The sequence below is a fragment of the Caballeronia sp. GACF4 genome (assembly GCF_023631025.1).
Taxonomy (GTDB): domain Bacteria; phylum Pseudomonadota; class Gammaproteobacteria; order Burkholderiales; family Burkholderiaceae; genus Caballeronia.
The window spans coordinates 547,901-565,885 of sequence record NZ_JALQDW010000002.1 but is presented as its reverse complement, the minus strand read 5'-3'; the positions used below and the strand labels follow the sequence as shown (position 1 = coordinate 565,885).

13 protein-coding genes are annotated in these 17,985 nt (G+C 61.1%); 7 read left to right on the top strand and 6 right to left on the bottom strand.

Translation table 11 applies throughout. The features are described 5' to 3' along the window. Positions 1-38 precede the first annotated feature (38 nt). From NCR40_RS02635 to purN, 4 genes are all read right to left on the bottom strand, one after another. Positions 39-1,235: a DesA family fatty acid desaturase gene (locus NCR40_RS02635; RefSeq protein WP_244827223.1), complete on the bottom strand. Its 1,197-nt coding sequence runs from the start codon at positions 1,233-1,235 to the stop codon at positions 39-41. Positions 1,236-1,462: 227 nt separating this feature from the next. Beyond that, entirely contained in the window at positions 1,463-2,839 is a 1,377-nt protein-coding gene (locus tag NCR40_RS02630) for a mechanosensitive ion channel family protein (protein WP_250508647.1), read from the bottom strand. Beyond that, entirely contained in the window at positions 2,839-4,152 is a 1,314-nt protein-coding gene (locus tag NCR40_RS02625; RefSeq protein WP_244827221.1) for an RsmB/NOP family class I SAM-dependent RNA methyltransferase, read from the bottom strand. The genes NCR40_RS02630 and NCR40_RS02625 overlap by 1 nt, the downstream gene beginning before the upstream one ends. Then, positions 4,149-4,799: a phosphoribosylglycinamide formyltransferase gene (gene purN / locus NCR40_RS02620; protein WP_250491894.1), complete on the bottom strand. Its 651-nt coding sequence runs from the start codon at positions 4,797-4,799 to the stop codon at positions 4,149-4,151. Before purN ends, NCR40_RS02625 begins: the two co-directional genes overlap by 4 nt. A gap of 150 nt (positions 4,800-4,949) precedes the next feature. Here purN and NCR40_RS02615 point away from each other — a divergent pair, with 150 nt between their 5' ends. The 7 genes from NCR40_RS02615 to NCR40_RS02585 all read left to right on the top strand — a co-directional run bounded on the left by NCR40_RS02615 (position 4,950) and on the right by NCR40_RS02585 (position 14,975). After that, a complete protein-coding gene (locus NCR40_RS02615; RefSeq protein WP_244827219.1) occupies positions 4,950-5,945 on the top strand; it encodes a bifunctional riboflavin kinase/FAD synthetase in 996 nt (331 codons plus the stop codon). A gap of 90 nt (positions 5,946-6,035) precedes the next feature. Continuing rightward, positions 6,036-8,867: an isoleucine--tRNA ligase gene (gene ileS, locus NCR40_RS02610; RefSeq protein ID WP_250508646.1), complete on the top strand. Its 2,832-nt coding sequence runs from the start codon at positions 6,036-6,038 to the stop codon at positions 8,865-8,867. Beyond that, the gene (lspA, locus tag NCR40_RS02605; RefSeq protein ID WP_244827217.1) at positions 8,867-9,373 is read left to right on the top strand and encodes a signal peptidase II; all 507 of its coding nucleotides are present in this window, start codon (positions 8,867-8,869) and stop codon (positions 9,371-9,373) included. Before ileS ends, lspA begins: the two co-directional genes overlap by 1 nt. Positions 9,374-9,427: 54 nt before the next feature. Beyond that, the gene (coaBC, locus tag NCR40_RS02600) at positions 9,428-10,645 is read left to right on the top strand and encodes a bifunctional phosphopantothenoylcysteine decarboxylase/phosphopantothenate--cysteine ligase CoaBC (protein ID WP_250508645.1); all 1,218 of its coding nucleotides are present in this window, start codon (positions 9,428-9,430) and stop codon (positions 10,643-10,645) included. A 4-nt stretch (positions 10,646-10,649) separates the two neighbouring features. Beyond that, positions 10,650-11,669 (top strand): LLM class flavin-dependent oxidoreductase, encoded by a 1,020-nt coding sequence (locus NCR40_RS02595; RefSeq protein ID WP_244827215.1) that lies wholly within the window; start codon positions 10,650-10,652, stop codon positions 11,667-11,669. Then, a complete protein-coding gene (dut, locus tag NCR40_RS02590; RefSeq protein WP_250508644.1) occupies positions 11,666-12,112 on the top strand; it encodes a dUTP diphosphatase in 447 nt (148 codons plus the stop codon). Before NCR40_RS02595 ends, dut begins: the two co-directional genes overlap by 4 nt. 352 nt (positions 12,113-12,464) lie before the next feature. Then, a complete protein-coding gene (locus NCR40_RS02585; RefSeq protein ID WP_250508643.1) occupies positions 12,465-14,975 on the top strand; it encodes a hypothetical protein in 2,511 nt (836 codons plus the stop codon). A gap of 74 nt (positions 14,976-15,049) precedes the next feature. On the opposite strand, the gene clpA is transcribed toward NCR40_RS02585, so the two are convergent. Both clpA and clpS read right to left on the bottom strand, forming a co-directional pair. Continuing rightward, on the bottom strand, positions 15,050-17,353 hold the full coding sequence (gene clpA, locus NCR40_RS02580; RefSeq protein WP_244827212.1) for an ATP-dependent Clp protease ATP-binding subunit ClpA: 2,304 nt from the start codon (positions 17,351-17,353) through the stop codon (positions 15,050-15,052). Continuing rightward, positions 17,350-17,664 carry an ATP-dependent Clp protease adapter ClpS gene (gene clpS, locus NCR40_RS02575; RefSeq protein ID WP_244827211.1) on the bottom strand — a complete coding sequence of 105 codons (315 nt, stop codon included), beginning with the start codon at positions 17,662-17,664 and terminating at the stop codon, positions 17,350-17,352. The genes clpA and clpS overlap by 4 nt, the downstream gene beginning before the upstream one ends. Positions 17,665-17,985: the final 321 nt, after the last annotated feature.

Below are 17,985 nucleotides of genomic sequence, written 5' to 3'. Positions count from 1 at the left end.
TCTTGTGACGTCATCAAATTTTAACGGATATCGCGATATCAGGCGTAGCGTCGCAGGCGCATCGCGAAGTCTTGCAGAGCCTTGATGCCGCTCTCTTCTGCACGGTGGCACCAGTCCTGCAATTGCACCAGCAGTTGCTCGCGCGACGCATTGGAGCGGTCCCACATTGCCGACAGGTCCTTGCGCATTTCGATATACGTGCGCAGCTTCTGGTTGTCCGAGAACAGTTCCGGCAATTGCTTGCGCTGCGGCTCGTCGAGACCGTCTTCTTCCTTATGGACCCACTTGCGCGCACCGCGCATCAACTGATACTTCTCACGCGCACCGGCTTCCTTCAGCTTCGACAGTTCCTGTGCGTATGCGCGCTTGAGCGCCTTGCCGTAGCGCGCCATCACTTCGTAGCGGTTCGCGAGCACGGCTTGCAGCGTGTCGTTGTCGAGCACAGACTTGCTGTCCGCCAGACGCGGTGTGGGCGCGACCTTCTTCACCTTGGCGAGACCCACAGCCGACAACATGCGGATATAGAGCCAGCCGATATCGAATTCGTACCACTTATTCGACAGCTTCGCCGACGTGGCATACGTGTGGTGATTGTTATGCAGCTCTTCCCCGCCGATCAGGATACCGAGCGGGAAAATGTTCGTGCTGGCATCGGCCGAATTGAAGTTGCGATAACCCCACCAGTGCGCAAGACCGTTGACCACGCCAGCTGCCCAGAACGGAATCCAGATCATCTGCACGGCCCAGACCGACAGACCGACGATGCCGAACAGCGCGACGTCGATAACCATCATGATGCTTATGCCGAGGATCGGATAACGCGTGTAGAGATTGCGTTCGAGCCAGTCGTTCGGCGTGCCGTGACTGAACTTGCGCATGGTCTCTTCGTTTTTAGCTTCGACGCGATAAAGCTCGGCGCCTTCGAGCAGCACCTTCCAGATGCCGCGCGTTTGCGGGCTGTGCGGATCTTCTTCGGTTTCGCACTTCGCGTGATGCTTGCGGTGGATCGCCGCCCATTGGCCGGTCAGCATGCCGGTGGTCGACCAGAGCCAGAAACGGAAAAAGTGACTCGCGATCGGATGCAGGTCGAGCGCACGATGCGCCTGGCAGCGATGCAGATAGATTGTGACGCCAGCGATGGTGACGTGCGTCATCGCGAGCGTGAACAAAATGATCTGCCACCAAGAAAAGTCGAGCAATCCGTTGGCGAGAAATTCGAGAGAAGAATTCAGCAAGGCAATTTACCTATCTAGCTGTTAAATTCGGAAAAAATGGCCGGTGCAAATAACGCTGAACACCGTGTTGGGCACATGAAAGAAACGCGCGCAAGTTCGATCGCATTCTACTGCATGCGTTCCAAGTCTTTGTCGTAAAGGTAGAATTTCTTGTATGGTAACAAAACGCGCAAAAACTCACGCGCCGATTTAATGCCTGTTTTCGATCCAGATCAACGGATCAAGCATCAAACCCGGGCTCCGGCCGGCGCTGCAGCGTCATCGCCGCGCCTTTCGGCATTTCCTACCGTATCGACTGGTGCATTGCGCGCGTCGCCAACAATCCTTATCTCGCGTTGCGCGTAGGGGATTTCAATGCCGTTGTCACAGAATAACCGCCAAACACGACGATTTACCTGCGACTTGACGCCGCCCGTGCCCTTCGCGGCATCTTCGATCCAGAAACTCAGTTCCAGGTTGATTCCGTCAGCGCCAAAGCTGGCGAGCAATGCGGCGGGCGCAGGGTCTTGCAGCACGCGGTCGACATCGTTCGTGGCTTCCACGAGTATAAGCATCGCGCGTTCCACGTCGGAGCGATAACTCACCTGCACGGCAATCTTCGCGTTGCCGCGCGTCAGGAACGACGAATGGTTCTGTACCACGTCGGTGATGAGTTTTTCGTTCGGAATCAACGTTTCGATGCCGTCGAGTCCGCGCACGACGGTATAGCGCGTGCGAATCTGCGTGACCGTGCCCTGATAGTTGCTCACATTGATCATGTCGCCAAGCCGCAGCGACCGGTCGAGCAGAATGATGAAGCCCGAGACATAGTTGCTCGCGATCTTCTGCAAGCCGAAACCCAGCCCCACGCCGAGCGCGCCGCCGAACACGCCGAGCACCGTAATGTCGATGCCGACGATAGACAGACTCACCAATATGGCCGCGAGGATCATCAGTGCCCGCGCAACGCGGCCAAGCACGACCTTGAGATTGGCGTCGAGTGAGCGGGAGCGCATCAGCCGGTCGTCGAGCAGCGCGCCGGCCCACATCGCCACGATCAGCGTCACGCAGACCCACAACACGCCCGATGCAAGCGACAGCAACGTCATGTGCGCGTTGGCGAAATTGAAGCGCACGCTCGCCATCCAGCGCACGACGTCGTCCTGTATGCCCATTACGGTGAGCAGCATCACGACCCAGACAATGGTCGTCACGAGCTTTTCGAACAGAAAGAGGAGCGCGCCCGCCTCGTGCTCGGTGCCGTCGCGACTGAACACGCGGCGCGCGACGTAGAACATCAGATAGATGACGGTGATGCCCAACAACGGCACCAGCGCCAGCCGCAGGAACGCGGTGTGAATGAACGGCGCGAGCAACAGTTGCGCGGCCGTCACGAACACCGTGCCGAGCAGCGGAAAGAGCGCTTTGTTCAGGCTCTCCGCGCCGAAGCGCACCGCCTCGAAGCGCGACTGGCGGCGCGCATCCAGCCGCTTACGCAACAGCCGCGCACACCACCACGCGACGACCAGCAGGCCGATCAGAACCGCAACCTGCCACAGCACCTCCGGTTCGCCGAAGTCGCGAAACAGGCGTTCGGAAAGATGCGTCAGGATGCGGTTCGGCATCAGCTTTCGGAAGGCGCTTCGTCTTCCGCCGCGGAAGCCTTTGGCGATTTTGCGTCGGGCACGCGTTCCAGCACGGCGGCGAAGAAGCCGTCGGTACCGTGCTTGTGCGGCCACAAGGACAAGAACTCGCCCGTGTCGAGGTCGATGCGCTGTTCCGCCAGCACATCGCGCGCGGGCACGACACGGAAGTTCGGATGCGCTTCCAGGAACTGCTTCACCACGCCTTCGTTTTCGGCTTCGAGCATGCTGCACGTCGCGTAGACGAGACGCCCGCCGGGTTTGACGAGGCGCGCCGCGCTCGTGAGAATCGAGAGCTGCTTGGGCGTGAGTTCCGCAACCGTCGCGGGCGATTGCCGCCACTTCAGGTCGGGATTGCGACGCAACGTGCCCAAGCCGGAGCAGGGAGCATCGACGAGAACGCGGTCGATCTTGCCCGCGAGGCGCTTGATCTTCGCGTCGTGTTCGCTGTCGATCAGCACCGGATTCACGTTCGACAACCCGCTGCGCGCAAGACGCGGCTTGAGTTTGGCGAGACGCCGGTCGGAGACGTCGAACGCGTAGAGACGGCCGGTCGAGCGCATCATTGCGCCGAGCGCCAGCGTCTTGCCGCCCGCGCCCGCGCAGAAGTCGACGATCATCTCGCCACGGCGCGGCGCCATCAGCGAGCACAGCAACTGGCTGCCCTCGTCCTGCACTTCGATCCAGCCTTCCTGGAACGGCGCGAGGCGCGTGAGCGCGGGCTTGCCGTCCACGCGGACGCCGAAAGGCGCGAACGGCATTTCGCCCGCGTCGATGCCGGCCTCGCTCAGCGCTTTCAAAACGACATCGCGGCTCGCCTTGATCGGATTCGTGCGCAGATCGAGCGGCGCCGGATAGTTCAGCGCGGCCGCGAGTTTGGCGAGTTCCTCGGCGTCGAAACGCTTGGCCATGGCCTCGTAAATCCACTGCGGCAAGTTCGTGCGTATGCGCACCGGCAAGCTCGCGGGATCGATCTTCGATACCTGCGCGAGCCATTGGTATTCGTCGGCCGAGACGTGCGGCTTGAGCGCGGTGAGACCGGCAGTCTGCATCAGCCCGAGAAGCGCGAGACGCCGCGCCTGGTTGCCGCTGCCGCTTTCGGCCAGATGCGAAAACTCCATTTTCCGGCGCAGCACGGCGAACACCGCCTCCGCGATCACGCCGCGCTCGCTGTGACCGAGCTTCGGATGCGCGCGGAAGAAACGGCTGGTCGCGGCATCGGCGGGACCTGAAAAGCGGAGTACATCCGCCAATAGCGTTTCAGTTTGACCAATCAAAAATCCATGCAGCCTCATGCGCCCTCCCCGGCAATGTCGGCAAAGAGCCACTGTGGCTCAGAGGAACGAAGCGCGACGCGCTTTCCCTCGATGGCAAGACGCCCTTCCACGAACCAGCGCACCGCGCGTGGGTAAATCTCATGTTCGACGGCCAGCACGCGCTCGGCGAGCGTGGCGGCGTCGTCGCCGGGCAAGACCGGCACCGCGGCTTGCGCGACGATCGGACCATGATCCAGCTCGGGCGTCACGAAATGCACGCTGGCGCCGTGCACGCGCACGCCGGCATCGAGCGCTTGCTGATGCGTGCGCAAGCCCGCGAAACTCGGCAAGAGCGACGGGTGCACATTGAGCATGCGCCCCGAATAGCGTTCGACGAAGGCATTTGTCAAAACCCGCATGAAGCCCGCGAGCACCACGCAATCCGGTTCGAAGCGATCGATTTCCCGCGCGAGCGCGCCATCGAACGCTTCACGCGAGTCGAATTCGCGATGATCCACCACCACGCCTTGAATGCCGTTCTCGGCCGCGAAGCCAAGCCCGGCGGCATCCGGCCGGTTTGAAACGACCGCGCGAACGCGAGCCGGCCAGCCTTCGCGCGCGCAAGCACGCACGACGGCCTCCATGTTGCTCCCGCGTCCGGAGATCAGAATGACGATATTTTTCATTCGCGGATTTTATCATTCGGCGACGGCGAAAATCGTGCCAATCCGATTGACGAGCGCGCAGCATCCGGCCGCGCGCGCCCGTCGATGCGTGCGAGCGTTTATAATCTAACGCTTTGCGGCGCAAGCCCTGCCCACCCACCAACGTCTATCGTGAGAGTCTTTCGCGGCCTCCCCAATGCCGAAAGCCGGTCGCCTTGTGCGCTGACCATCGGCAACTTCGACGGTGTCCATCGCGGTCATCAGGCGTTGCTCGCGCGCGTGCGCGCCGCCGCGGACGCACGCGGGCTGCCGGTCTGCGTCATGACCTTCGAGCCTCACCCGCGCGAATTCTTCAATCCGGCGGGCGCGCCGCCGCGTATCGCCATGTTGCGCGACAAGCTCGAAGCGCTGCGCACGAATGGCGTGGATCGCGTGGTGGTCGAGCATTTCAATCACACGTTCGCGAGCCAGCCGCCCGACAAGTTTGTCGAAGACATCATCGTGAACGGGCTGCACGCGCGCTGGGTCATGATCGGCGACGACTTCCGCTACGGCGCCAAACGCGCGGGCGACTTCGAATCGCTCAAGGCAGCCGGGGAAAAACACGGCTTCGAAGTCGAGCAGATGGCAACCGTCGCGCATCCGAACGGCGCGCGCATTTCGTCGTCGTCGGTGCGCTCGTCGCTCGTCGCGGGCGACCTCGACGCCGCGCAACTCGCGCTTGGCCGTCCGTACGTCATCAGCGGCCACGTCGTGCATGGCGCGAAGCTTGGCCGCGATCTCGGCTTTCCCACGCTCAACGTGCCGATTGCGCACAAGCGGCCCGCTCTCGCCGGCATCTTCGTCGTGCGCGTGCATGGGCTTGCCGATGAACCCTTGCCCGCCGTCGCGAGTCTCGGCCTGCGCCCGACCGTCGACGACTCCGGCCGCGTGCTGCTCGAAGTCTTCGTGCTCGACTGGCACGGCGACGCCTACGGCAAGCTCGTGCGCGTCGAATTCCTGAAGAAGCTGCGCGACGAAGAAAAGTACGTCGACCTGGAAACGCTTTCCGTTGCCATCGCTAAGGACGTCGCCAGCGCGCGCGCCTACTTCGGCCTGCCGCCGGCAAGCGCGGCGGGCAGCGGCGCGACGGGCTTCGCCATTTCGGCCACCGACCGAATTAGGTGAGCGCGCGGCGCCCTTGCGCCGCCCGCTGCCCCGTCATCGAATCACTGCGCGCGTCGGCGACGCCGTCTCACCGAATTCACCGAGTCACACATGAGCGACAAGAAACAAAAAGCTGCTGCGAAATATCCCGTCAACCTGCTCGACACCCCGTTCCCCATGCGCGGCGATTTGCCCAAGCGCGAACCTGCGTGGGTGAAGGAATGGCAGGACAAAAAAATCTACGAGAAGATTCGCGCCGCCAGCAAGGGCCGCAAGAAGTTCATCCTGCACGACGGCCCGCCGTATGCGAACGGCGACATCCATCTGGGTCACGCGGTCAACAAAATTCTGAAGGACATGATCGTCAAGGCGCGCAATCTCGCGGGCTTCGACGCGGTCTACGTGCCGGGCTGGGATTGCCACGGCATGCCGATCGAAATCCAGATCGAAAAGCAGTTCGGCAAGTCGCTGCCGGCCACGGAAGTCATGCAGAAGGCGCGCGCTTATGCGAGCGAGCAGATCGAGAAACAGAAGGTCGGTTTCCGGCGTCTTGGCGTGCTCGGCGACTGGGACAATCCGTACAAGACCATGAACTTCGCGAACGAAGCCGGTGAAATCCGCGCGCTCGGCAAGATCATGGAAAAGGGCTACGTGTTCCGGGGCCTCAAGCCCGTGAACTGGTGTTTCGACTGCGGCTCGGCGCTGGCCGAAGCGGAAGTCGAATACAAGGACAAGACCGATCCGACCATCGACGTGCTGTTCGCGTTCGCCGAACCCGAAAAGACCGCGCAGGCGTTTGGTTTGCCCGCGTTGCCGAAGGCTGAAGGCGGCATCGTCATCTGGACGACCACGCCCTGGACCATTCCCGCCAATCAGGCGCTGAACGTGCATCCGGAGATCGTCTACGCACTCGTCGATACCCCGCGCGGCCTCCTCATCCTCGCGCAAGAGCGCGTCGAGGCATGCCTGCAGAACTACGGCTTGCCGGGCGAAGTCATCGCCACGACGACCGGTGCGAAGCTCGCGAACCTGCGGTTTCATCATCCGCTCGCGGCGGCGCATCCGGGCTACAAGCGCACGGCGCCCGTGTATCTCGGTGAGTACGTGACGACAGAAAGCGGCACGGGCGTCGTGCACTCGTCGCCAGCGTACGGCGTGGAAGACTTCGTGTCGTGCAAGGCGCACGGCATGTCGGACTCCGACATCGTCAGCCCCGTCATGGGCGACGGCCGCTATATCGAATCGCTGCCGCTTTTCGGCGGACTGTCGATCTGGGACGCGAATCCGCGGATCATCGAGGCGCTCGAAGGCGCAGGCTCGCTGCTCAAGACCGAGAAGTACACGCACAGCTACATGCATTGCTGGCGCCACAAGACGCCGATCATCTATCGCGCGACCTCGCAATGGTTCGCAGGCATGGACGTGACGCCGAAGGACGGCGGCAAGACGCTGCGCGAGACCGCGCTGGAAGGCGTCGAGAACACGGCGTTCTATCCGTCGTGGGGCAAGCAGCGCCTTTACAGCATGATCGCGAATCGCCCGGACTGGACGCTTTCGCGTCAGCGTCAGTGGGGCGTGCCCATGGCGTTTTTCGTGCACAAGGAAACGGGCGAACTGCATCCGCGCACGCTCGAATTGCTCGAGGAAGTCGCGAAGCGCGTCGAGCAAGGCGGGATAGAAACGTGGCAGGCGCTGGACCCGCGCGCGCTGATCGGCGACGACGCCAACATGTACGAAAAGAACCGCGACACGCTCGACGTCTGGTTCGACTCCGGCACCACGCATTGGCACGTACTGCGCGGCTCGCACAAAGACTCGCTGCAATTCCCGGCGGACCTGTATCTCGAAGGTTCGGACCAGCATCGCGGCTGGTTCCATTCGTCGCTGTTGACGGCATCCATGCTCGACGGCCGCCCGCCCTACGACGCGCTTCTCACGCACGGCTTCACGGTCGATGGCGAAGGCCGCAAGATGTCGAAGTCGCTCGGCAATGGCGTCGATCCGCACGAGGTGGCGAACCGTCTGGGCGCGGAAATCATTCGCTTGTGGATCGCATCGACGGACTATTCCGGCGAGCTCGCGATCTCCGAGGAAATCCTGAAGCGCGTGACGGAGACGTATCGGCGTATCCGCAACACGCTGCGCTTCTTGCTCGCCAATCTGTCCGACTTCGACTTCGAGAAGAACGCGTTGCCGGTCGAAGACTGGCTCGAAATCGATCGTTACGCGATCGCGCTGTCGCGCAATCTGCAGGACGACGCGCTCGCGCATTACGAAAAATATGAGTTCCACCCGGTCGTCGCCAAGATCGCCACGTTCTGCTCGGAAGACCTGGGCGGCTTCTATCTCGACGTGCTGAAGGATCGTCTTTACACGACGAAGCCCGATTCACGCGAGCGCCGCAGCGCGCAGACGGCGCTTTATCACATCGCGCATGGCTTGCTGCGGCTCATCGCGCCGTATTTGTCGTTCACGGCGGAAGAGGCGTACAAGGTGCTCAAGCCCGGTCAGGAAACCATCTTCACCGAGGTCTATCACGCGTATCCGGAAGTGGCGAACGCGGGCGAATTGCTCGATACGTGGACGCTCATCCGCAACGCGCGCGGCGACGTGACGAAGGCGCTGGAAGAAGCGCGGACGGCCAATCTGATCGGCTCGTCGCTGCAAGCCGAGGTGCTCGTGCGCGCAAGCGGCGCGCGTTATGACGCGCTCGCCAGTCTCGGCGATGCGTTGCGCTTCGTGCTGATCACGTCATCGGCGGCGCTCGAGCGCGTGGCGAGCGAAGCGGAAGAAGGCGTGGACGTGAGCGCATCGAGCTATCTCAAGTGCGAGCGCTGCTGGCACTACTGCGCGGATGTCGGCTCGCACGCGGATCATCCGGGACTGTGCGGCCGCTGCTTCTCCAACCTTTTCGGCGCTGGCGAAACGCGGGGCGCGGCATAATGGTTCGAACGATGTCGAAACAAACTTCCGGTAGTGGCTCGCTTGCGCCGTGGCTCGGCGTCGCGCTGATCGTCATTCTGTTCGATCAGTTGACCAAGATCGCGGTGCAGAAGATTTTCGCTTACGGCGAACCGCACGCGCTCACGCCCTTCTTCAACCTGTTCCTCGTCTATAACCGCGGCGCCGCGTTCAGCTTTCTCGCGGCGGCGGGCGGCTGGCAGCGCTGGGCGTTCACGGCGCTGGGCGTGGTGGCTGCTGTCGTGATTGGCTATCTGCTCAAGAAGCACGCCGCGCAACGGCTCTTCTGCACGGCGCTCGCGCTCATCATGGGCGGCGCGATCGGCAACGTGATCGATCGTATCGCTTATGGTCACGTGATCGACTTTCTGGACTTTCACGTGCGCGCGTGGCACTGGCCCGCGTTCAACCTTGCCGACAGCGCGATTACGGTCGGCGCGGTCCTGCTCGTGTTCGACGAACTGCGGCGCGTGCGCGGTTCGCGCTGATGTTTCCGGCGCGGCTTTACAGAGAGCCGCGCGTCTCGCATCGATGGAGGCAAGTTGACTAGCGAACTCACGGGTAAGCATTTGGTGCTTGGCCTCACCGGCGGTATCGCCTGCTACAAGATCGCGGAACTCACGCGCCTCTTGATCAAGGCGGGCGCGACCGTGCAAATCGTGATGACGGAAGCGGCCACGCAGTTCATCACGCCAGTCACCATGCAGGCGTTGTCGGGCCGTCCCGTCTACACCTCGCAATGGGACGCGCGCATGCCGAACAACATGCCGCATATCGATCTTTCGCGCGAGGCGGATGCCATCGTCATCGCGCCCGCATCCACCGACTTTCTCGCGAAACTCGCGCACGGCATGTGCGACGACCTGCTCTCGACCTTGTGCATTGCACGCGATTGTCCGCTGCTCGTCGTGCCCGCCATGAACAAGCAGATGTGGCAAAACCCGGCCACGCAGCGCAACGTCGCGCACATTCGCGGGGATGGCATCGAGGTGCTAGGACCGGATTCGGGCTCGCAAGCGTGCGGCGAGGTCGGCGACGGACGCATGCTCGAACCCGAAGCCACGTTCGAAGCCATCTGCGCCTTCTTCCAGCCGAAGATTCTGCGCGGCCAGCGCGTCCTCATCACGGCCGGCCCGACTTTCGAGCCGCTCGATCCCGTGCGCGGCGTCACGAACCGTTCATCAGGAAAGATGGGCTTCGCGCTCGCGCGTGCGGCGGCGCAAGCCGGCGCGGACGTGCATCTGGTGGCGGGGCCCGTTTCGCTGCCAACGCCCTGGGGCGTGTTTCGGCAAGACGTGCAGACGGCCATGCAGATGCATGACGCCGTCATGCAGGCCACGCCCGATGCGGACATTTTCATCGCGGTGGCGGCGGTCGCGGACTGGCGTGTGGATCATGTCAGCGAGCACAAGATCAAGAAGGTCGCGGGTCAGCCGTTGCCATCATTCGAGTTCGTCGAGAATCCGGACATTCTTGCGTTGGTGGCCAAGCAGCCGAACCCGCCCTATTGCGTCGGCTTCGCGGCGGAAAGCGGCGATCTTGACGTTCACGGCGAAGAGAAGCGCAAGCGCAAAAACGTGCCGCTTCTGATCGGCAATCTCGGTCCGCTCACGTTCGGCCGCGACGACAACGAAGTCGTGCTCTTCGAAGCATCCGGCGCGACACCCTTGCCGCGCGCCGACAAAGCGACGCTTGCTCGTACGCTGATCGGCGAAATAGCGAAACGCGCGCCACGCGGCGGCGGCTCGATCCTCTCCTAAGCCCATGACAAAGCTCTCGGTTTTAGACCAGACGCCTGTGATCCACGGTCACTCGACCGCGGATGCCATCGCGGCCACGCTCGATCTCGCTCAACTCGCGGACGACCTCGGCTACACGCGCTACTGGTGCGCGGAGCATCACGGTTTGTACGGTGTGTCGAACCCGTGTCCGGAAGTGATGCTCGCGCGTATCGGAAGTCTCACGAAGCGTATCCGCATTGGCTCGGGCGGTGTCATGCTGCCCTACTACAGTTCGTTCAAGGTGGCCGAACAGTTCCTGATGCTCGAAGCGCTGTTTCCGAATCGCGTGGACTTGGGTGTCGGGCGCGCGCCGGGCGGCGACATGCGCACGGCGCAGGCGGTGGCCGCGGGTTCATACAATCGCGGCGACATTTTCCCGCAACAAGTGGCCGAACTCGTCGCGCTTTTCAAAGGCGAACTGCCCGACGATTCACTCGCGAAAGGCGTGCTGCTTCAGCCGCAGATCGAAACGCGTCCGCAACTGTGGATGCTCGGCTCCAGTGATTTCGGCGGCTTGCTCGCCGCGCAACTCGGCATTCGCTTTGCGTTTGCGCACTTCATCAACGCGCAGTATGGGCATCGCGTGGCGGAGGCTTATCGTGAGCGTTTCACGGCCGGCCACGAGGAGAAGCCTTATCTCGCCGCAGCCGTTTTCGTGATTTGCGCCGATACCGACAAGGAAGCCGATGCGCTCGAACGCGCGGTGGATCTGCGGCGCGTGCAAATGGCTTATGGTTTGAATCAGCCTATTCCGTCGATTGCGCAGGGCATCTCGCAGGTCTACGGCGAACGCGAGCTCGCAGTGATCGCGCATGAGAAAGCGCGCAGTATCATCGGCACGCCAGAGCGCGTGACGGAAAAGCTGCATGCGCTGCAAGAGCAATTCGACGCCGATGAACTCATCGTCCTTACAGTCGCCGGCAGCTATGCTGCGCGCACGCGGTCCTATCAACTTCTCGCCGAGGCATTCGAACTCGGCCGCCACGCTCAAAAGAACGTATGAAACTCGACGTCAAGATTCTCGATGCGCGCATGCGCGATTTCCTGCCCGCGTATGCCACGCCTGGCAGCGCGGGCCTCGACCTGCGCGCGTGTCTGGACGAGCCGATGGTCATCGAGCCGCATCAAACCGTGCTCGTGCCCACTGGCCTCGCCATTCATCTCGCGGACCCCGGTTATGCGGCGCTAATTCTGCCGCGATCAGGACTCGGTCATAAGCATGGCATCGTGCTTGGCAATCTGGTCGGTCTGATCGATTCGGATTATCAAGGGCAACTGATGATATCGACGTGGAATCGCGGGGACACTGCATTTACGTTGAATCCGATGGAGCGTCTTGCGCAATTGGTGATCGTGCCGGTGGTGCAGGCACAGTTCAATATCGTCGACGATTTCGATGCCAGCGCGCGTGGCACGGGTGGTTTCGGTAGCACGGGCAAGCACTAAGCCGCATAGGTCGGGCTGCAACGGCCCGATCAGTCGTTTTCTATTCGAGCGCCATCACCGGCGCGCCCCGATACGGTGCGCAAATCTCGGATTTCTCCCATTCTGGCATTTATTTCCGCCACCTATAAATCGGGTGTCGAACTGATTTAAAGGTGTTCGGCACCACGCCTCGATAAGCTGGCAGCGGCTATCGAGATTCTCAATATCTTGATTGTTCTAGGAGCCAAACAAGACACATTGCAATTAGTTCGTTGTACATACTTAAATAAAGTAAGTTCACAAATCGGCTCGTTATTATTTCGTATATCGAATTGATAATGATTCCAGCCGAAATAACGGATGGAGCAAGAACATGCAGATCAAATATGATGCAGTCGTCGGTGCGGGCGCCAATGAATGGTACGGCACGATCATCGTCTCCAACCTGCGCTATGAAGACGACAGCGCGGTCACGGTCGACAACTATCTTGCGTTCAACTTTCACTCCCCAGCCAATATCGACGCTACGGCAATCACGCCAGCGTATGCCGTGTACGTGATCGGAGACATTACCGCCGACGTTTCGCAGCTGGGCGACGGCACTTTCGACGCCACCGTGACGATCGACTACACCACGTCCTACACGATGCAGCCGGCGGATCAGATCACCATCGGCATCAATGGGAATCTGGTAGCCAGCCCCGACACGTGGCTCAATTCGTTCACCTTCGCGGCGGACCAGTCGCCCGATATCGAAGGAACCCTGTCAATCACGTGTCCGGCCGCGCCCGATCCCGCTCTGTCCGGTGTGCTTCCCACACTCACGCTGACTCAGGGGGACGCGGCCGTCACCGTCGTCCTTTGCTATGACCAGACGTGTACGTCCGAACTGGAACAAGGCACGTATAGCGTGATAGCCAACCCTGTTGTCACGGGCGATGAGACGGTCCTCGCTCCGTTGCTCGTGGACCAGTCGACCGTCAAGATCGTGGCGGGTCAAACCTCGTCGCTTAAAGCGAGCTTTGGTCCGGTCGAATATTACTGTTCGCTCGATCTCTCGTTTGGCGCGCTTACCGGCCTTTCGACCGAAACGCTTCATGTGACGGTGAACGACATCGAGACCGGCGCGACGCTCGCATTATTCGACACCCGGACGAACAGCGTCGTTTCGCTACGCAAGCTGCCACCCTCGGGCAGCGCACAAGTCTCGATTCAAAACGTCGCGCTCAATAATGTCGAATACTCGTTCTCGGTGCCGCTCGTCACGCTGACGAATGCACTGCAAACTTTGACGATCAGTGATTCGATGATGACCACCTCGAACGTCCCCACCACGGGCTATGTCGAGCTGCCGATCAATATCACGGCTCAGGATGCGGTCGATCATGCGATCGAATTGCGTCTGACGGGCGGTTCCATGACCTATGTGCAGAACGTATCCGCCAAGTCGCAACAGACGGCATTCGCCGTTCCGATACAGCCAGGCAGCTATAGCACGACGGCGGGCGATTTCCTTCTCGCGGGCGTGGTCTATGTCGTCGAGGCACCGTCCTCGCTCAACGTGACGACCGACGAGAGCGCGCATCTCGATGTGAGCATTACGACCTCCGCCAATCTCACCGTGCCCGGCTTTCCGAACTATCTGTCGTTCGGCGGCTGTACCGATCTCGTGCCGAGCAATGAAGCGGATTTCGTCGCCGCGCGCGCAACTTCGATCTTCTGTTATGCCGGAACGGACGGCGCTGGCGACGCCAGCACGTATCTGACGGACGACCCTCAGACCCGCGCGACGATCTCGCTTGCCCGTTCAGTCGAGGACGACCTGGGCAATGTGCAGCCGGTGCTGCCCGTAATGGTGTCCTACACCTGCAACCTGTCGCTCGGCGACACGCCGGACCAGTTGGCGAACGCGGACGCTCACGCACACAGCTTCGCGAACTACATTCTGGCGCTCAATATCGCGAACGAGGCGATCGACAGCGCGCATCCGGTGCCGGCGGGATTCATCGTGAATCCTGACTTCCTCGGCTCATGCGAGCAGGGTAAATATGCTCCAACTTACGCGATGCCGGTACGCGCGCCGCTGCAGACCGCGCTCGATCACTGGCAGGTCACCGCCACGATTCCCGCAAACGTCACGGAGGACATCAAAGGCTATGTGCTGGCCGTGAACTGGCTGACGCGCACCATCGCGCCCAAGGTGACTTTCGGCTGGCAGATCAACCTTTGGGGTGTGGGCTACTCGGAATGGATCTACGAGGCTGACGTCGATCCCGCGCAAATGGCGCAGCAGACCGCGAGCTATGTCCAGAGCCTTGGCGTCTACGACGAGCCGTACAAGCCCGACTTTCTGGCTATCGACCGGTATGAAGCCGACGACTTCACTCAGCGCGCCTACGAAAATGGCTATTGCTACGGCCCACGCGAATGGGATCGCTTTTTCGACTTTTGCAAGGCCGTCAGTCGTGCGCTCAAGTTGCCCGTGATGCCGTGGCAAATTCCGGCCAGCCACATCCCGACCATTGACGACCCGGTCGCGGACCCGTTCGATTCACAGCACTGGGGCACGGGCGGAAGCTGCATTCTCGGCGATCCGGCAATCGGCTCGGATGCAAGCCACGTCAATGCAACCGTGCTTGCGCTGCCTTTCCCGGACGCGTTCACGCAATACATGGGCAACACGGTCGCGGACATGTTCACGCGCTCCGAGCCGTTCGATATCACCAACCCCCTCTACGGCGACTTTCCACTGCGTGGCATTTTCACCTTGTTGCTCGGCGGCGGCGCGACGACGGGCATCGTCACGACCATAGGCAACCCGGAACCGTGGACCAGACAGAAGCTGAATGTCTACATGGATAACCCGATCTCGCTCAATCACTAGGAATCTGGGCGAGACGCGTAAAAAAAAAGGCGCGGATGCAATCCGCGCCGTTTTTGTCTTCAACCGCAAAAAACTCAATCTACCTCGATCGCTTCCGGATTCGGATTACGCGGCGGAGCCGTGTTTTCGTCGAAGGTCAGTTGCACCTTGTCTTCCGCATCGACGTCCACCGTCACGCGACCACCGTTGAGCAGCTTGCCGAACAACAACTCGTCGGCGAGTGCGCGGCGAATGGTGTCCTGAATCAGACGCTGCATCGGTCGCGCGCCCATCAGCGGATCGAAACCGTGCTTCGCCAAATGCTTGCGCAGGGCGTCGGTAAAGACCGCGTCGACCTTCTTCTCGTGCAGCTGATCTTCCAGTTGCATGAGGAACTTGTCGACCACGCGCAGGATGATTTCCTCGTCCAGCGAACGGAAGCTGATGATCTGATCCAGCCGGTTCCGGAACTCAGGCGTAAACATCCGCTTGATGTCGGCCATTTCGTCGCCCGACTCGCGCTTCGCGGTGAAACCGATCACCGCCTTGCCCATGGCCTCGGCGCCCGCGTTCGTCGTCATGATGATGATGACGTTGCGGAAGTCCGCCTTGCGGCCATTGTTGTCGGTCAAGGTGCCGTGGTCCATCACCTGCAGCAGCACGTTGTAGATGTCCGGATGCGCCTTCTCGATTTCGTCCAGCAGCAGCACGCAATGCGGCTTCTTCGTGACGGCCTCGGTCAGCAAACCGCCCTGGTCGAAGCCGACATAGCCCGGCGGCGCGCCGATCAACCGGCTCACCGCGTGACGCTCCATGTATTCCGACATGTCGAAGCGCAACAACTCGATGCCCAGCGTGAACGCCAGTTGTTTCGCGACTTCGGTCTTGCCGACACCGGTCGGGCCGGAAAACAGGAACGCGCCGATCGGCTTGTCCATCTTGCCAAGACCCGCACGCGCCATCTTGATCGACGCCGACAGCGCGTCGATAGCCGGATCCTGACCGAACACGACCGCCTTCAGGTCGCGATCGAGCGTCTGAAGCTTGCTGCGATCGTCCTGCGACACGCTTTGCGGCGGGACGCGCGCGATCTTCGAGATGATCTCTTCGATCTCGCTCTTTCCAATAGTCTTCTTCTGCTTCGACTTCGGCAAAATGCGCTGGGCCGCGCCCGCTTCGTCGATCACGTCGATCGCCTTGTCCGGCAGATGACGATCCGTGATGAAGCGCGCCGACAGTTCAGCCGCCGCCGACAGCGCGCCCGACGAATACTTCACGCCGTGGTGCTCTTCGAAACGCGACTTCAAACCGCGCAGAATCGCAACTGTCTGCTCGACCGAAGGCTCGGTGACATCGACCTTCTGGAAACGCCGCGAAAGCGCCGCGTCCTTCTCGAAGATGCCGCGATATTCGGTGAACGTGGTCGCGCCAATGCACTTCAACTGTCCCGACGACAACGCCGGCTTCAGCAGGTTCGACGCGTCGAGCGTACCGCCCGAAGCCGCGCCAGCGCCGATCAGCGTGTGAATTTCGTCGATGAACAGAATGGCGTGCGGACGCTCTTTCAGTTCCTTCAATACCGTCTTGAGACGCTGCTCGAAATCGCCGCGATACTTCGTGCCCGCTAGCAACGCGCCCATATCGAGCGAGTAGACCTGAGCGTCGGCCAGAATGTCCGGCACTTCGCCGCGCGTAATGCGCCAGGCGAGGCCTTCCGCAATCGCGGTCTTACCCACGCCAGCTTCGCCGACCAGCAGCGGATTGTTCTTGCGGCGACGGCACAGCACCTGCACCACGCGCTCGACTTCGGACTCGCGGCCGATCAGCGGATCGATCTTGCCGTCCTTCGCGCTTTGGTTGAGGTTTTGCGTGAATTGTGCGAGCGGCGTTTCTTTCTGCGCCGCGGCGTCTTCCGACTCCGGATTCGCCTCGCTGCTCGCCTTGGCTGCATCGCCGCTACTGCTCTTGGCAATACCGTGCGAAATGAAATTCACGACATCGAGACGCGTCACGCCCTGCTGTTGCAGGTAGTAGACCGCATGCGAATCCTTCTCGCCGAAGATCGCGACGAGCACATTCGCGCCGGTCACTTCCTTCTTGCCGTTCGAGGTCGATTGCACATGCATGATCGCGCGTTGAATCACGCGCTGGAAACCAAGCGTCGGCTGAGTATCGACGTCGTCCGTGCCGGGCACGGTCGGCGTGTTGTCATGAATGAAATTGCGCAGGTTCTGACGCAAATCTTCAATGTTGGCTGCGCAGGCACGCAACACCTCAGCCGCGGTCGGATTGTCCAAAAGGGCGAGCAAGAGATGCTCGACCGTAATGAACTCATGCCGCGCCTGACGTGCTTCCATAAACGCCATGTGCAGACTGACTTCCAGTTCCTGGGCAATCATGCTTCCTCCATCACGCACTGCAGCGGATGACCCGCCTGCCGTGCATGGCTAACGACTTGCTCAACTTTGGTCGACGCAATGTCTCGCGTGTAGACCCCACAAACTCCCCTGCCTTCGCGATGAACCTTCAGCATGATCTGCGTCGCAGTCTCACGATCCTTATTGAAGTATTCCTGCACGATCATCACGACGAATTCCATCGGCGTGAAGTCGTCGTTCAGCAGCACTACCTTGTACATCGCCGGCTGCTTGAGCTTCTGCTCCTGCCGCTCAAGTACCGTGCCGTCCTGCTTGTTGGGATTTGTCGCCATACACCCATTCTAAACAACACCGATTCCACCGCAATCGTCGCACCAGCGCCGGTCACCCGGTCGATGTTACTGCTGGCTGCAACGCTCGCAGATGGAACGTCCATTCAATCCTGCCGCTGCTTATCACGTCAGCGCGGCCCGCTTGCACCTCGTTGAAACCAGTATCGCACAGCTTCAAAAAAAACAAACTGCACGCCGGGTGCCGGGGGCCGCCGGGTTACCACACAAGTGAGACGATTATGCGACTTTTCAAGATGGCTTGCTTGGGCGGCTGCGCACACGCAATGCAGGAATTACCCTACGAATGCGACATACACAACG

Excerpts from the sequence above, each read along its gene's own strand:
- NCR40_RS02630 (WP_250508647.1), bottom strand. The coding sequence starts at position 2,839 with ATGCCGAACCGCATCCTGACGCATCTTTCCGAACGCCTGTTTCGCGAC.
- NCR40_RS02625 (WP_244827221.1), bottom strand. The coding sequence starts at position 4,152 with ATGAGGCTGCATGGATTTTTGATTGGTCAAACTGAAACGCTATTGGCG.
- purN (WP_250491894.1), bottom strand. The coding sequence starts at position 4,799 with ATGAAAAATATCGTCATTCTGATCTCCGGACGCGGGAGCAACATGGAG.
- ileS (WP_250508646.1), top strand. The coding sequence starts at position 6,036 with ATGAGCGACAAGAAACAAAAAGCTGCTGCGAAATATCCCGTCAACCTG.
- lspA (WP_244827217.1), top strand. The coding sequence starts at position 8,867 with ATGGTTCGAACGATGTCGAAACAAACTTCCGGTAGTGGCTCGCTTGCG.
- NCR40_RS02595 (WP_244827215.1), top strand. The coding sequence starts at position 10,650 with ATGACAAAGCTCTCGGTTTTAGACCAGACGCCTGTGATCCACGGTCAC.
- dut (WP_250508644.1), top strand. The coding sequence starts at position 11,666 with ATGAAACTCGACGTCAAGATTCTCGATGCGCGCATGCGCGATTTCCTG.
- NCR40_RS02585 (WP_250508643.1), top strand. The coding sequence starts at position 12,465 with ATGCAGATCAAATATGATGCAGTCGTCGGTGCGGGCGCCAATGAATGG.
- clpA (WP_244827212.1), bottom strand. The coding sequence starts at position 17,353 with ATGATTGCCCAGGAACTGGAAGTCAGTCTGCACATGGCGTTTATGGAA.
- clpS (WP_244827211.1), bottom strand. The coding sequence starts at position 17,664 with ATGGCGACAAATCCCAACAAGCAGGACGGCACGGTACTTGAGCGGCAG.